The organism is Rhizobium sp. BK275, assembly GCF_014193555.1.
Classification (GTDB): domain Bacteria; phylum Pseudomonadota; class Alphaproteobacteria; order Rhizobiales; family Rhizobiaceae; genus Rhizobium.
Window position 1 is genome coordinate 152,308 of sequence record NZ_JACHZL010000003.1, and the last position, 15,029, is coordinate 167,336.

Consider the following 15,029-nt stretch of genomic DNA (forward strand, 5'->3'; position numbering starts at 1 on the left):
GCTTCCCCCTGCCCTAGCAACCCCATAAATCTGCCTTTCCCGGCAGTTTTCACAGGCTTACTTCACCTTTTTCGTTGTCGTGGCGCTGACGATGCGATCGCCGGGGCGAATATTGAGCTTGCGGGCTGTGCCGGCATTCACCTCGACCACATAGCGAACGTCGCCCATCGAATCGATGATGTCGCGGGAATAGGGCGTGGCGTCTTCCTTGATATGGGTGATCACACCGCGATCGTCGGCAAAGAGCATATCGAGCGGCAGGAGGGTATTTTCCATCCACATGGTGACGCGCCGCGATGTGCCGAAATCGAAGATCATACCGGCGTCTTCGGCCATCGCCTTGCGAAACATCAGGCCATAGGCGCGCTGGTCGCCGGTGGCCGCGATCTCCACGGTGAAGTGCAGCATCTTGCCGGCAGCCGTCTGGATGATCAGCGGCTCTTTTTCGAATCGCATGTCCTGCTGCGCAAATGCCGGCAGGGCGACCATGAAAAAAAGCGCCATGAAGGCGCCTCTTATCATCTCGACCGGGAACAGGCCGCCCATCAGTGAGACCGGCCCACCGGGCTCGGAACATCCGGATGGATCTCGGCGGCCATCAGGCCCTTCTCGCCGTCGCCGAAGCGCACCAGCACCACCTGTCCGGGGCGCAATTCGGTGAGGCCGAAACGGCGGAGCGTCTCCATGTGCACAAAGATGTCTTCCGTGCCCTCGCCGCGCGTCAGGAAGCCGAAGCCCTTGGTGCGGTTGAACCACTTCACGAGGGCACGCTCGAGGCCGCTGGTTGCCGTGACCTGCACATGGGTGCGAACCGGCGGCATCTGCGATGGATGAACCGCAGTCGACTGGTCCATGGAGAGAATCTTGAAGGCCTGGTAGCCACGCTCGCGGCGCTGGACGAGAGCGACGATGCGGGTGCCTTCGAGGATGGTCTGGTAGCCATCGCGGCGAAGGCAGGTTACGTGCAGCAAGACGTCCTGCATGCCGTTGTCAGGAACGATGAAGCCAAAGCCCTTGGCCACGTCGAACCATTTCACCACGCCGGTGATTTCAACGAGATCGACCGGTTCCGCCGACAATTCTTCAAGGTCGGTGAAGCCATTCGATGAAATCCTGTCAGCCATGTCGCCAGCCCCTCAATACGCGTCACACTGTTACGGTTAACTGATTCTTGAAATCAAGATTAACATCTTGGTAACGGATAAGCGCAAGTCCTAGTTTTCGGTTATTCCCAACTGTACATTTTATAGCGATGACTTGCCCGAAACTGGTGTCTGTTACCCAGACGGGCTAGCCCAAAAAGAGAGAGGAAACAAAATGCGCTATCTCCACACCATGGTTCGCGTCAAAGATCTCGACGCCTCCCTCCATTTTTACTCCGCCCTGTTCGGTCTCGAGGAAATCCGCCGCCATGATAACGAAAAGGGCCGCTTTACGCTCGTTTTCCTGGCTGCTAGGGACGATATCGACCGTGCCCGTAGCGAAAAGACTCCCTGCCTCGAACTCACCTACAACTGGGACACGGAAGATTATACTGGAGGACGCAATTTCGGTCACCTCGCCTATGAGGTGGATGATATCTACGCGCTCTGCCAAAAGTTGATGGACAACGGTATAATCATCAACCGTCCACCGCGCGACGGCAACATGGCCTTCGTGCGTTCGCCCGACGGCATCTCGATCGAGATCCTGCAGAAGGGCGAAAAACTGGCTCCGGCCGAACCCTGGCTGTCCATGGGCAATACCGGCACCTGGTAAGCCAAGCTGCGGGCAAGCTTCGCAAGGCACTCTCCGGCTCTATCGTAACGGAAGCGCGCTTTCGGGCGCCTTCCGCATTCACCGGAGATTTCTCGGTTGACCAGAAATAACAAGCGGATTGCCCCTCCGAGCCGGCAGGCTGTCGGTGCTTTGCTGATTGCCAGTTCCGTCCTGGCGCTTTCCGGCTGCGTTTCCGACAAGAAGGCGCTTGATTCGGCCGCCGTCGCCGCGCCGGCTGCAGCAGCGGGACAGCCAGCGCCGCGACTGGCTGCGGCAATGCCGGCCGCATCGACGCCCACGGCACCAAAGCAACTCTATCGCGATCCGATGCTGACGAATGTTTCCGGCGTCGATCCGCAGGTTGCGGTGCAGGATCCGAATGCGGCACCGTCCGCTCCACCCGTCGATCCGGCCATTCAGCCGCAGCAGCCTGCCAATATCGGCGGCCTCGTCATGCAGTCGACGCGAATCAATGCGCAGGCGATGAGCATCTTTTCCGATCATCAGCCGCTGCCACAGAACAACTCGACCTCCACGGTCATCCAGCCGCAGGGCGCGAACGCTTACGCACCTGAGAATGCCGGCCCAAGATCGAGCGTGTTCAGCGCGCCGCCGGAGCCACAGCAAGGCGAGATGCTGCCGCAGCAATCGTCGCAGAATACCAGCACGAGGATTGCGCCCGTACAGACCGCCTCGCTTGCCGGCGGCAGCATTCCGGGATCGACGACGAATGCGCTCTACAGTGCGCCGAAACAGAACCTGCTCAGCAGCCTTTCCGGGCTTCTGCAGAAGGTATCGCTGCCTGGCATGACGCGTGTCGCGCCGAATGGCCTGCATGTGCAGAACGACAGCGTCCAGGTCGGCTGCTTCAAACCCGATCTCATGCGGGTCATCAAGACGGTCGAGACCCATTTCGGCAAGCCGGTCGTCGTGACATCGGGCTACCGCGATCCGCAGCATAACCGTGAAGTCGGCGGCGCCGAAGAATCGATGCACAAGAGCTGCGAAGCTGCTGATATCCAGATCGACGGCATCAGCAAATGGGATATCGCCCAATATATTCGCTCGCTGCCGGACCGTGGCGGCGTCGGCACCTATTGCCACACGGATTCGGTCCATCTGGATACCGGCAATGCTCGCGACTGGAACTGGGGCTGTGGCCGCAAGAGCGCGCCGATTGCTTCAGCAAGGGCCATATGACTTTCAGCCCTTGAACAGCATGACGTAAGGGAAGCGGTCGGCATCTGATTTCCAGCGACCGTTGCAGCCCTTTGATTCGGCTGCAATAATCTTCATTTTCCACAAGTGGGAACGAACTGTCATTTTTTTGAAAAATTTCAAATTTGCCGCTTGCGGGATCGGAAGTGCCTGACTATAAGGGCGCCACCACAGCACGCGCCCTTCGTCTATCGGTTAGGACGACAGATTTTCATTCTGTAAAGAGGGGTTCGACTCCCCTAGGGCGTGCCACTTCCTCTTATAATACAGTGCTCTATCTACTGCTTGCGGAACGCATTGCGCCCTCCTATTTGAGTTGCAAGCCTGCGCCCTTCGTCTATCGGTTAGGACGACAGATTCTCATTCTGTAAAGAGGGGTTCGACTCCCCTAGGGCGTACCAAATTATATAATTATGTCATGTAGATAGTACTGATTCATAACAGCCGGACAACCATTGCCATTATGGGGCACGCCAGGGCACGTGAATGGGCAGTGCATATTCTTCTCGGGAAAGTGCCAACGTTTCGCAATGAGAACCAATCCTAAAGGATTGGACAACCGGGGGCAGCTCGCCTCCTTGCCCGGGCCATCTCCTCGTCTCGCGTTCCACTTATCACCTCCCTCTTCTATCCCTTCAACTCCTTCTTTAGTTCGTTGAAGAAACGCCAGTCAGTGCCCTCGGCCAGGAGCTTCTGGGGTGTACTCTTGAGCATCCCGACTTCGTGGAGGCGTAGGGCATAGAAGCGCAGGGTGTCCTCAGCGCTATACTCGCGCCACTGATATGGCAGCGCCTTCATAACTTGTAGGGCATGGTCATAGCGCTTAGTATAGCCCTGTTCCACCATGAATTGTGCAGATTGCTGGGGCTCGCTGGCGCAGAAATCCGCCGCTTTCAAGATGGCGCGGAGGGCGCGCTTGGTGGCCACCGGATTCGTGCGGACGAACTCTCGATTCCCAGCCAGCATGCAGCAAAAGTATTGCGACCAAGGCCGGTCCACGGTGCTGCTAATCACCACATGGCCGATTTGCTGCTCCCGCATCTCCTGTGGTTCGGGAGGGAAGCCCAGATAGGCATCGATCTTCCCCTCACTTAGGAGCCGGACGGACTCGGGTCCGGGATACGCCACGAAGTGTATGTCCTTACGGACGTCCAGGCCGACGTAAGCCGCGATCGAGGCGAGGAAGACGAATCGGCTGGAATCTAGCGCCGGTACCGCCACGGTCTTCCCCTTGAGGTCGCGGATCGTCTGGATGCGATCGGTCCCGAACAACTCAAAGCAGCCGACGTGGAGTCCTGCCAGAATGACGATAGGATCCCCCGCCTCCAGGCGGAGAAGGAGCGGAGCGGCGAAATGCCCATTGAGATCGGCTTCGCCTGAGGCCAGGGCCGTCTCGATGTCTGCGGTTCCCTCCTTCCGGAGGTACTGCACTTCGGTGAACCCTTCGCCGTGCAACAGTTCTTCGGCTACATATTGGGGCGCCTGACAGATGCTGGGAATCCTGACGAGCCGGATCCGCGTCGTCTCGGGCGGCGGCTCCGTAGCGGCTCGCGTGGGGTACCAGCCTAGGAGCCCAGCAGTCCCTGCCAGAGTTATCCCACGCAGGAACCTCCGTCGGCTAAACCGTCCAGGGTATAGGGTATACATGGTGTCCCTCCCTTCCAAATGCTGGCCAGCGTGACATGAAGAATGTACCCATGGGGCCTCTGACCTCGCATGAACAGATACAGCTTCGTACGGTTTAACTGGATTGCGAATAATAGCACATAGGGTGCACGAGGTTAAACCCGCGGCAGGGTGCACGGAAGCAAAGCAATGCTATCTCCGCGCTCGCGAGCGGTAGGCGCGGTCCTCGAACAGCGCGCGGCGGCTTCGCTCGCCTGTGGTTCGTTTGCCGCGCCGCTCTATTAGGCGAAAGTGCTGCACCGTAAGTCTGGCTAATCAGTTCGGCTTAAGGCAGGTACCGAGCGAGACTATCAAAGTCGGCGTGAAGATGTCCGACTAGTAGGCGAGCCGGTTGCTGCCGGAAAGCTTTCCTCTCGATACCGGCGCCGCCAAGGTGTATAATCTTAGCGGTGGAAACTTCAGTGCCGGCGCGAGAACTCACCCTTAGGCGCTCTCCGCAGTGATAATTACATTGCCCGAAGTTTCTGCCCTCTGGGATCATTTTTTTAGCGATTCTGTTTGAAATTTTCCTGCTGAGTTTGGAGGGGATTCACTCCGATGCAGATCATTCAGGAACGCTGCCAAAACGTTCGGGTGTAATCCGAACGTTGTGCTTTTCCAGGGAAGGAGAGCACTATGCAACTGATGCTAAACCGGCGCCGTTTCTTGGCAAGCGCCACGTCCGCAGTCGTCGCTAGTCTGGGCGGCGCAGTGGAGTCGTTAGCCGCGGAAGCGCCATTAGAAACCAGCACCATCCGCTTGGCAAAGATCAGGGGCATCTGTATCGCCCCCCAGTACGTCGCCGAGGAGTTGCTGCGTTTGGATGGGTTCACAGACATCCGCTATGTGATGGCAGAAGCAGGCTACGCCCAGGCCGAGCAGATCGCGCGCGGTGATGTGGATTTCAGTTTGAACTTCGCTGCACCACTTGCCCTTGCGATCGATGCGGGTGAACCGATCACCCTGCTGGCGGGCGTGCATTCCGGCTGCTTCGAGCTGTTTGGAAACGAAAGTATTCGCGGCATCACAGATCTGAAGGGAAAAACTGTAGGCATACAAGGCTTGGGTTCAACGCCGCACGTGTTCGTGACCAGCATGGCTGCCTATGTCGGGCTTGACCCACAAAGGGACATCCGCTGGGTGACCAATCCGTCCGTCAGGCCAATGGAGCTTTTCGAGAACGGAAAAGTCGACGCGTTCCTTGGCTTTCCACCCGAACCCCAGGAACTGCGCGCCCGCAACATCGGTCACGTTGTCGTAAACAGTGCCATCGATCATCCCTGGTCGCAGTACTTCTGCTGCATGCTCGCAGGCAATGCGAACTTCGTTCGGAACAACCCCGTCGCCACCAAGCGCGTGTTGCGCGCCATTCTCAAGGCGGCAGACCTATGCGTGGCCGAGCCACGTCGCGTTGCACGACAAATCGTCGATGGCGGGTTCACCGCCAACTATGATTATGCCCTGCAAACGATGAGCGAGGTGCCCTACGGCAAATGGCGCGATTACGATCCCGAGGACACGATTCGATTTTACTCCCTGCGGCTGCATGAGTCCGGCATGCTCAAGTCGAGCCCGCAAAAAATCATCGCCGGCGGTACCGATTGGCGCTTCCTCAACGAGGTGAAACGCAAGCTGAAGATGTAGGCGAGTGGCCAGACACGCTCTTTCGGGAGGGAAGAAGGGGGTTTCAATGAGATGGCCAGCACAGATTCTGCTGTTGATGTTGCTAGGCGCGCCAGCGCAGGCGCATGATACATCGCACGACGAGCGTTTGCCGACCATCGGAGCGGCGCCGGACTTTACTCTGACGTCGCAGGACGGCGTACCTGTGTCACTCCGCGATCTTCGCGGCAAGGTCGTCGCCGTCGCGTTCATCTTTGCTTCCTGTACCGACATTTGCCCGATGCTGACCGACAACATGGCGCGTGTGAAGGACGCGCTTGGCCCTGTGTTCGGGCCGCAGATCAGCTTCGTTTCGATCACGGTCGACCCCGAACGGGATACACCTGAAGTGTTGAAGCAATACGCGCAGAATTTCGCCGCCGATGTGAAGGGCTGGGTGTTTCTTAGCGGCGATCCGGCAGTCGTTCACGATGTGGGGCGGAGGTATGGCGTCATAGCGAGGAAGACCGTGGGCGGCGACGTCGATCATACCCTGTTGACGTCGCTCGTGGATCGTAGCGGTAACTTACGCGTGCAGTATATCGGAGCTGGTTTCGATTTGGAGGAGTTCCGCAGTGATCTTCTCAGCCTCGTGGATGAAGCCCGGTAGCGTCGCGACCCGGCTGATTGGTTGGATTGCGCGCCTGCCGGTACGCGTTCAGACCAAGCTCCTAATCGCGTTCCTGTCGATCGTCGGACTGCTGATCGTGCTCGGGGCGGTCGGGTTGCAGGTGTTGAGCGGGGTCAACGATCAGACGACCGAACTGATCAAGCTGCAGCGCAAGATCGCAGCCTATCGCCAGGTCCAGCACGACACGTCCAACCAGCTGTACAGCATCTCGACGGCACTTTTGCTTCAAGATGAGAGGATGTTGGATGCGGCGCTACGCCAGCTCAACCAGTTTGGTTATGATCTCGATCGGATGGAGTTCGTCGCCGTGAGCGAGGTGGAAGTGCTCGGTCAGGTCCGGCTTGAGTATGACCGGTTTACGGCCGGTGTGACGCGCGGCGCGGGACTCATCCGCGCCGGTCAGACTGAGGAAGCACGCAACGTTCAACTTAATGAGATCATGCCTTCGGCCGACCGGCTCGAACGGCTGATGAACCAGTTGGTCAACATGGCCGAAGCCGAGATGGTGACGGCTATCGAGGTGACGGAGGGAGCCTACGACACCTCGCGACTGGTGGTAGTGTCCTTTGCTGTGGGCAGTATCCTCTTAGCGCTGGGTCTTGGCTACGTCATCTCCTGGTCGCTGATCGAGCCCGTCAAGAAGATTGAGACGCGTCTACGCCAGATAGCAAGCGGCGACTTTGCCCAACAGGTTGCAGTCGGCAACCGGGACGAGCTGGGAGTGCTCGCCGACAATGTCAACCAGACCTCTGCGCAGTTGGGGCGGCTTTACCAGGAAATTGAGACCCGGAACCGAGAGCTGACTGAAGCACTTGAGCAGCAGATGGCGACGAGCACGATTCTGCGCACGATCGCCGCTTCCCCGACCGACATTCAGCCTGTCCTGAATGCCGTCGCCGAGAGCGCGGCAAAACTCTGCGACGCCTACGACGCGATCATACTCCTGAAAGACGGTGAGTCGCTGACAATCAGGGCGCATTACGGCCCGATTCCGATTGACTTCGTCAGGTGGCCGATCAGCCGTGAGTGGATTTCTGGTCGCGCCTTTGTTGACAGAGAAACCGTTTTCGTAAGCGACCTCACCACCGCAGGCGATGATTTCCCTGCGGGCCGAGAAATGGCGATGCGGCTTGGCCATCGGACCACGCTTGCTGCCCCGCTCCTGCGGGAAGACGAAGCCATCGGAACTCTGACAATCCGTCGTATCGAAGTTCGCCCGTTCAACAGCAAGCAGATCGAACTGCTCACCACCTTCGCCGACCAAGCGGTGATCGCGATCGAGAATGTGCGTTTGTTCCAGGAGGTCCAGGCGCGCACGGCCGAACTCGCGCGCTCTGTCGCCGAATTGCAAGCGCTTGGAGAGGTCACCAAGGCGGTCAATTCGACGCTTGATCTCGACACCGTGCTGCAGACGATCGTAGCTAAGGCCGTACAACTCTCGGACACGGATGCGGGTACTATCTATGTGTTCAGCAGCACCAAGCAACAGTTCCGTCCGCGCGCAACTTACGGAATGAGCGACGAGCTTGTTGCTGCGATTTCTGGGCAGACCATCTCTCTGAATGATCCGGTGATCGGTGAAGCCGCCCGGCGCCGCGAACCTGTTCAAGTGCCCGAACTCGGCGAAGGCACGCCGACTCCCGCTCAGAAAATTATTCGAGACGCCGGATATCGCAGCGTTCTGATTGTTCCATTGCTCAGGCCGAACAAGATTGTTGGCGCTCTCGTCGTCAGGCGCCGCGAACCCGGGGAATTTGACGAGCAGATTGTCCACCTGATGGAAACTTTTGCCGCTCAGTCGGTACTGGCCATTCAAAACGCCAAGCTGTTCCGCGAGATTGAGGATAAAGGCCGGGAGCTTGAGACCGCAAGCCGCCACAAATCTCAGTTCCTCGCAAACATGAGCCATGAGTTGAGGACGCCGCTTAATTCGGTTCTGGGCTTCACCGAACTTCTGTTCGACGGCATATACGGCGAGCTTCCAGACCGGGCAAAGGCGACGGTGGCGCGAGTACAGGCCAACGGTCGCCACCTCCTGGGACTCATTAACGACGTGCTCGATCTTTCAAAGATCGAAGCCGGCCAATTGACACTGGCGTTTGACGATTATTCCCTTGCGCAGATCGTTCGAAGTACCGCCGCTGCGGTAGAGCCGCTGGCGCGGGAAAAGGGCCTCGTGTTCACCGCGACACTTGCCGACGATCTTCCGACCGGCCGCGGTGACGAGCGCCGTCTGACTCAGGTCCTGCTCAACATCGCCGGGAACGCTATCAAGTTCACCGAGGCGGGGTCGGTCAATATTCTGGCCAGCGCAGCCGATGGCCACTTCGAGATCGTCGTGCGGGACACCGGCCCGGGCATCGCGCCTCAAGACCAAGTTCTCATCTTCGAGGAATTCCAGCAGGTAGACAACAGCAGCACCAAGCAGAAAGGAGGAACGGGTCTCGGTCTGGCGATCTCGAAGCGCTTTGTTGAAATGCACGGCGGAACAATAACCGTGGAGTCGGAGGCCGGTTCCGGTGCGACCTTCCGCATAACGGTCCCAATTGATGCAGGGGAGCGCGATCAAGCGGCATGAACAAACGAATCCTGATGGTGGAAGACACAGAAGACAATCGCCAGATCGTGCGCGACCTCATCGCGACCACCGAATACGAACTGATCGAGGCCGCGGATGGCGCCGCCGGCGTTACGGCTGCAGCGGCCCACAGGCCGGACTTGATCCTTATGGACATCCAGTTGCCCGTGATGGACGGATATGAAGCGACACGCCGCATCAAGTCCGACCCAGCGCTCCGGCACATCCCGATCATCGCCGTCACCTCCTATGCGCTGTCCGGCGATGCGGCAAAAGCCCTTGCTGCAGGGTGCGATGGCTACATCGCCAAACCATTCAGCCCGCGATTGTTGCTGGCAAAGATTCGTGAATTCCTATCTTAGGGAGGCTGCACCATGCATCATCCGCCCCGCATTCTTGCCGTCGACGACACGCCGGAAAATCTTGAGATCCTGCGGATGCGCCTCGAGGCGAATGGTTACGAAGTGGCGACCGCCGCGGATGGCGAAGAGGGGCTCGCTAAAGTGCGCGACCTCATGCCTGACCTCATCCTTCTCGACATCATGATGCCGAAACTCGACGGTATCAGCGTCGTGCGCATACTTAAGCAAGACGTTTCGTTACGATCAATCCCGGTCATCCTCGTGACTGCAAAAGCCGACACGGGAGATGTCGTAGAGGGGCTGGATGCGGGTGGCGACGACTATCTCACTAAGCCATTCGAGCACAAGGCGCTGCTGGCGCGTGTCCGATCGATGCTACGGCAGAAGGCGCTTCACGACACCGTCGAAGCCCAGGCACGGAGCCTTCAGGACCTGACCGCGCAATTGACGGCGTGGAACCAATCCCTCGAACAGAAAGTGGCGCGGCAGGTCATGGAGATCGAGCGGATGGCTCGGCTCCGACGGTTTCTGCCCGCCCAGGTTGCCGATCTCATTGTTGCGGCCGGCAATGGCGAAGCGCTTCTCCAAAGCCACCGCCGTGAGGTCACGGTGGTTTTCTGCGATCTACGCGGCTTTACGGCATTTGCCGAAACTGCCGAGCCTGAAGAGGTGATGACGGTTCTTGGCGAGTACCATTCCTGCCTCGGTGAACAAATCACCCGCCACGAAGGGACGTTGGAACGGTTCGTGGGCGACGGCATTCTTGTGGTCTTCAACGACCCATTGCCCTGCGCCAGCCATACTGAGAGTGCTGTTTCAATGGCCGTGGCGATGCGTGACGCAATTGACGAGCATTCAGAACGATGGCGCAAGCGGGGCTATTTGCTCGGTTTCGGAATCGGCATCGCCCGGGGCCATGCAACCATCGGGCAGATTGGTTTCAACCAGCGCTCGGACTATGCGGTCATCGGTACTGTAGCGAACCATGCGGCCCGATTGTGCGAGGAGGCCAAGTCTCGTCAGATCCTCGTCAGCCAACGCGTCTTCGGCGCCGTCGAGTCATTCGTCGAATCCATTCCTGTTGGCGAATTGACTCTGAAAGGTTTCCACCGCCCGATGCCAGCTTACGAAATTGTTCGGTGGCTTGGCTGACAAAGTTAGCAGCGGGAGGCAGTGACTATACGAGGCAATAAAGCCGCTCTTTTCGGCTTTTCCACAAGCCCAACAAAAAACTGCACAATCCGGCAAAAATTTCTTATTTTGCCGCTTGCGGTGCAGAAAAGTGCTGACTATAAGGGCGCCACCACAGAGCACGCGCCCTTCGTCTATCGGTTAGGACGACAGATTTTCATTCTGTAAAGAGGGGTTCGACTCCCCTAGGGCGTGCCACTCTCCTCCAATATTTCCTTTTATTTTTATAGAGTTATCTCGGTACGCTCGCTGAGCCGCGATGTGCGAATTGACGGCGGCGTGCCGCTTGGTATGCCCGTCACTCGTCCTCGCGGAAAAGCACCATTTTTCCAGCTCAGCCGACCTGCCCTCATCCTGACCCCTTGCCCTTCAGCCCGTCACTTGGCCTGCGCGCCGTCGCTGATCCGCAGCTGGATTCTGCGCGAGCCTTGATAGTGTTCGGCACCGAGCGAGCCTGCGACATGCACGTTGGCGCCGCGAGAGTTAAGAAGCAGATTGCCGAGCGGGGTCTCGGCAGCCCTGAAGGCGATGCCGTCGAGGCGTGCGCCATCCATGGCTTCCAACGTCACTTTCACATGCCGTTCGCCGACTAGACGGGAATCGCGCACACGATGGCCCGGTACGGCAAAGAGCGGCTGGGAATGTCCCGAGCCATAAGGTCCCGCCGTTTCCAGACGGTCGATAAGCTCGATCGTTGCACCGCTTGCAGCGATGGCGCCATCGATCTTCAGTGTTTCATTGGCGACGAGGGCCGACACCGTCTTCTGGGCCTTCTCGGTGAAGAAAGTGCGCAGCAGGCCGAGCTTGCTGCGCTCCACGGTCAAACCGGCCGCCATGGCGTGTCCGCCGCCCTTGACGAGCAGTCCCTCATCAACCGCTGCACGCACCATCCTGCCCATGTCGAAGCCATTGATCGAACGCCCCGAGCCGGTACCCCTGCCGGATGGATCGAAGGCGATGGCGAAGGCAGGTCGCTTGAATTTTTCCTTCAGGCGCGCGGCAATGAGGCCAACAATACCGGGATGCCATTTCTCATGCGCGGTAACGATGACAGAGGCCCCCTCGCCGTCTCCATACTCGGCTAGCGCTTCGGCCTCAGCCTCCTGCAGCATGACCGCTTCCATGGCCTGACGCTCGCGATTGAGTTCATCCAGCCGCTGGGCGATGGCTTCGGCCTCTACGGCATCATCCAGTGTCAGCAGGCGGCTTCCAAGCGCTGCATCGCCGATTCGTCCGCCGGCATTGATGCGCGGACCGATCAGGAAGCCGAAATGATAAGGCGTAACAGGGCCTGCCAGGCCCGCCTTGCGGAAAAGTGCTGCAAGACCGGCATTGCTCTGGTGGCGCGCGGCGACCAATCCTTTGACCACATAGGCGCGGTTGAGCCCCTTGAGAGGCACGACATCGCAGACGGTGGCGAGTGCGACGATATCCAGCCACTGCAGGAGATCGATCGCGAGAATGCGCTTGTCTCCTGCCTCTCGCAGCAGGCGCAGCGTTGCGACAAGCACCATGAAAACGACACCCGCCGCACAAAGATGCCCCAGGCCGGAAAGATCGTCTTCGCGGTTTGGATTGACGAGGGAGTGGCAAGGCGGCAGCTCGTGTGTCACCTGGTGGTGATCGATGACGACGACATCGATGTTGCGGTCTGCGGCAGCCGCCAGCGTCTCATGACTGGTGGAGCCGCAGTCGACGGTGACGATCAGGCTTGCACCGTTGTCGATTAGCTGATTGATGGCCGTCGGATTGGGGCCGTAACCTTCGAAGATGCGGTCGGGAATGTAGATATGCGCCTTGACGCCGAAATGGGTCAGGAAGCGATACATGAGCGCGGAAGAGGCCGCACCGTCGACATCGTAATCGCCGAAGATCGCAACGGGCTCACTATTACGGATCGCCGCGGCAAGGCGTTTGGCGGCCTTCTCGCAGTCGGTCAGCTTGTAGGGATCAGGCATGAGGCTGCGGATCGTCGGATCGAGGAATTCGACCGCCTCATCCACCGCAACGCCGCGCCCGGCAAGCACGCGGGCGATCAGGTCAGGCAGGCCATGCATCTGCGACATGGCGAGCGCGCGGTTTTGCCCCGCCTGGTCGAGACGTGAAACCCAGCGATTGTCGAGAACGGACCTTTCGACGCCCAGGAAGGCGCGCGGTACCGGATCGACCATATCTGCCATGCCAAACTCCGCTTTCATCATCTGCCTCTTTTTACAGATGCGGAACGGATAGCAAAGCGGTGATTTGAAGGCTGTGGATTACCAGAAAAGTGTCCAGATAACCAAGCCGATACCCAGTGTCTGAACGAACACGATCGAAAGCAGGATCAGGAGCGTAGCCCAATTTCGCCCTTGCGGCCCCTCGCATTCGAGGGCCACTCCAAGGGTCGCCTGATCATATCTCTGTAAATCCGCCCGAGGACTCTCAAGCTCCGTGGGAGCATGATCATCCGTATGCTGCTCGATATTCCTCAACCCACGACTCCAACATCTCGCGGATTGATTATATCTATATCTCAATATCTGTTAATATAAATTTTGGCGAAGTGCCTTGATTAATAACAGAAAACCCGTCCGAGTGACCTCGGACGGGTTGAACCGTTCCAAACTGGAACAAAGCGTCAGGATTCTTCCTTCGGACGTTCGATGCGGATCACCTGCGGCTCTCCGACGAGGTAGCCCTCCTCCTTGATCGCCGCGACTGCCTTGCGCACGGAATCCTCCATTGTCGCATGAGTGACGAGGACGATCGTCTGATGATGCGAGGGCGCCAGATGCTGCTGGGAGCGTTGGACAATCGATTCCAGCGAAATCTGGTTTTCAGCCATGCGGGTGGCGACGCTGGCGAAGACGCCGGTGCGGTCGAGAACGGTCAGGCGAATGAAATAACCGCCTTCATGGCTCTGGATCTGCGCCTTGCGGTAAGGCTCCAGTGACTTTGCCGGATGACCGAGAACGGGAACGCGCTGGGCGCCCGGCTGGCTTTTGGCGATGTCGGCGATATCGCCAAGCACAGAAGATGCCGTGGCGTTGCCACCGGCACCGGGGCCGACCATCAGCAATTCGCCGAGGATATCGGATTCGATTGCGACCGCGTTGGTGACGCCATCGACCTGGGCGATGACGGAATCAACTGGCACCATGGTCGGATGCACGCGCTGTTCGATGCCGGTATCCGTGCGCTGGGCAACGCCGAGCAGCTTGATACGGTAGCCGAGATCGGCCGCAGCGCGGATATCCTCGATCGAGATATTCGTGATGCCTTCGAGATAGATATCATCGGCGGCAATTCTGTTGCCGAAGGCAAGCGTCGTCAGGATCGACAGCTTGTGAGCAGTGTCATTGCCTTCGATGTCGAAAGCCGGATCGGCCTCGGCATAACCGAGACGCTGAGCCTCCTTCAGGCAATCGGCAAAGGACAGACCTTCCTTCTCCATCTTGGTGAGGATGTAGTTGCAGGTACCGTTCATGATGCCATAGACGCGCGAGATCGTATTTCCCGTCAGCGATTCACGCAGCGCCTTGATGACCGGAATGCCGCCGGCGACCGCCGCTTCGAAGTTCAGGAGCGAGCCCTTTTCTTCGGCAATCGTCGCAAGCTCGACGCCACGATAGGCAAGTAGCGCCTTGTTGGCTGTCACCACATGGAGACCTCGAGCGAGAGCGGCACGAACGGCTGTGTTTGCGGCGCCTTCTGCGCCACCGATCAGCTCGACGAAAACATCGATGTCGGCTTTTTCCGCCAGCTCTTCCGGGCGCTCATACCAGGCGATGCCTGTCAGATCGATGCCACGGTGCTTCGTTCGGTCACGGGCCGAAACTGCCGTAATCGTGATCGGGCGGCCGCAGGTGACTGCAAGTTCGTTGCTTTTCTGCTTGATGATGCGAACAAGCGAGGCACCAACGGTACCCAAGCCCGCAATGCCGATTTTGAGGGCATCTGCCATGGATCGATCCTGAAATGT

Annotated in this window: 13 protein-coding genes and 3 tRNA genes; 10 read left to right on the forward strand and 6 right to left on the reverse strand. The window is 58.6% G+C overall.

Annotated features, from left to right (window positions below):
* Positions 1-57 precede the first annotated feature (57 nt).
* Together FHT82_RS10575 and FHT82_RS10580 are read right to left on the reverse strand one after the other, a co-directional pair.
* Entirely contained in the window at positions 58-546 is a 489-nt protein-coding gene (locus FHT82_RS10575; RefSeq protein WP_183729590.1) for a DUF192 domain-containing protein, read from the reverse strand.
* The gene (locus FHT82_RS10580) at positions 546-1,124 is read right to left on the reverse strand and encodes a cold-shock protein (protein ID WP_183729593.1); all 579 of its coding nucleotides are present in this window, start codon (positions 1,122-1,124) and stop codon (positions 546-548) included. The genes FHT82_RS10575 and FHT82_RS10580 overlap by 1 nt, the downstream gene beginning before the upstream one ends.
* Positions 1,125-1,317: 193 nt before the next feature.
* Here FHT82_RS10580 and gloA point away from each other — a divergent pair, with 193 nt between their 5' ends.
* Positions 1,318-1,758, forward strand: coding sequence for a lactoylglutathione lyase (gene gloA, locus FHT82_RS10585; protein WP_183729596.1), 441 nt, complete (start codon positions 1,318-1,320; stop codon positions 1,756-1,758).
* A gap of 96 nt (positions 1,759-1,854) precedes the next feature.
* Positions 1,855-2,958 carry a D-Ala-D-Ala carboxypeptidase family metallohydrolase gene (locus FHT82_RS10590; protein WP_183729599.1) on the forward strand — a complete coding sequence of 368 codons (1,104 nt, stop codon included), beginning with the start codon at positions 1,855-1,857 and terminating at the stop codon, positions 2,956-2,958.
* Positions 2,959-2,961: 3 nt separating this feature from the next.
* Here FHT82_RS10590 and FHT82_RS10595 read toward each other — a convergent pair whose 3' ends face one another.
* Positions 2,962-3,153 (reverse strand): hypothetical protein, encoded by a 192-nt coding sequence (locus tag FHT82_RS10595; RefSeq protein WP_183729603.1) that lies wholly within the window; start codon positions 3,151-3,153, stop codon positions 2,962-2,964.
* On the opposite strand from FHT82_RS10595, the gene FHT82_RS10600 reads away from it, so the two are divergent.
* A tRNA-Glu gene (locus FHT82_RS10600) sits at positions 3,154-3,228 on the forward strand.
* A 74-nt stretch (positions 3,229-3,302) separates the two neighbouring features.
* Positions 3,303-3,377 (forward strand) — tRNA-Glu (locus FHT82_RS10605).
* 226 nt (positions 3,378-3,603) lie between these two features.
* Here the strand turns inward: FHT82_RS10605 and FHT82_RS10610 are convergent.
* The gene (locus FHT82_RS10610; RefSeq protein ID WP_183729607.1) at positions 3,604-4,623 is read right to left on the reverse strand and encodes an ABC transporter substrate-binding protein; all 1,020 of its coding nucleotides are present in this window, start codon (positions 4,621-4,623) and stop codon (positions 3,604-3,606) included.
* Positions 4,624-5,277: 654 nt separating this feature from the next.
* Here FHT82_RS10610 and FHT82_RS10615 point away from each other — a divergent pair.
* The 6 genes from FHT82_RS10615 to FHT82_RS10640 all read left to right on the forward strand — a co-directional run bounded on the left by FHT82_RS10615 (position 5,278) and on the right by FHT82_RS10640 (position 11,263).
* Entirely contained in the window at positions 5,278-6,285 is a 1,008-nt protein-coding gene (locus FHT82_RS10615; protein ID WP_183729610.1) for an ABC transporter substrate-binding protein, read from the forward strand.
* A 46-nt stretch (positions 6,286-6,331) separates the two neighbouring features.
* Positions 6,332-6,913 (forward strand): SCO family protein, encoded by a 582-nt coding sequence (locus FHT82_RS10620; RefSeq protein ID WP_183729612.1) that lies wholly within the window; start codon positions 6,332-6,334, stop codon positions 6,911-6,913.
* Complete coding sequence (locus tag FHT82_RS10625) at positions 6,879-9,512, forward strand: GAF domain-containing protein (protein WP_183729615.1); 2,634 nt, start codon at positions 6,879-6,881, stop codon at positions 9,510-9,512. Before FHT82_RS10620 ends, FHT82_RS10625 begins: the two co-directional genes overlap by 35 nt.
* A complete protein-coding gene (locus FHT82_RS10630) occupies positions 9,509-9,874 on the forward strand; it encodes a response regulator (protein WP_183729619.1) in 366 nt (121 codons plus the stop codon). The genes FHT82_RS10625 and FHT82_RS10630 overlap by 4 nt, the downstream gene beginning before the upstream one ends.
* A gap of 12 nt (positions 9,875-9,886) precedes the next feature.
* Positions 9,887-11,026, forward strand: coding sequence for a response regulator (locus FHT82_RS10635; protein WP_183729622.1), 1,140 nt, complete (start codon positions 9,887-9,889; stop codon positions 11,024-11,026).
* 162 nt (positions 11,027-11,188) lie between these two features.
* Positions 11,189-11,263: transfer RNA gene (locus tag FHT82_RS10640), tRNA-Glu, on the forward strand.
* A 179-nt stretch (positions 11,264-11,442) separates the two neighbouring features.
* On the opposite strand, the gene recJ is transcribed toward FHT82_RS10640, so the two are convergent.
* Both recJ and FHT82_RS10650 read right to left on the reverse strand, forming a co-directional pair.
* A complete protein-coding gene (gene recJ / locus FHT82_RS10645) occupies positions 11,443-13,245 on the reverse strand; it encodes a single-stranded-DNA-specific exonuclease RecJ (RefSeq protein ID WP_183729624.1) in 1,803 nt (600 codons plus the stop codon).
* 440 nt (positions 13,246-13,685) lie between these two features.
* Complete coding sequence (locus FHT82_RS10650; RefSeq protein WP_183729627.1) at positions 13,686-15,011, reverse strand: homoserine dehydrogenase; 1,326 nt, start codon at positions 15,009-15,011, stop codon at positions 13,686-13,688.
* Positions 15,012-15,029: the final 18 nt, after the last annotated feature.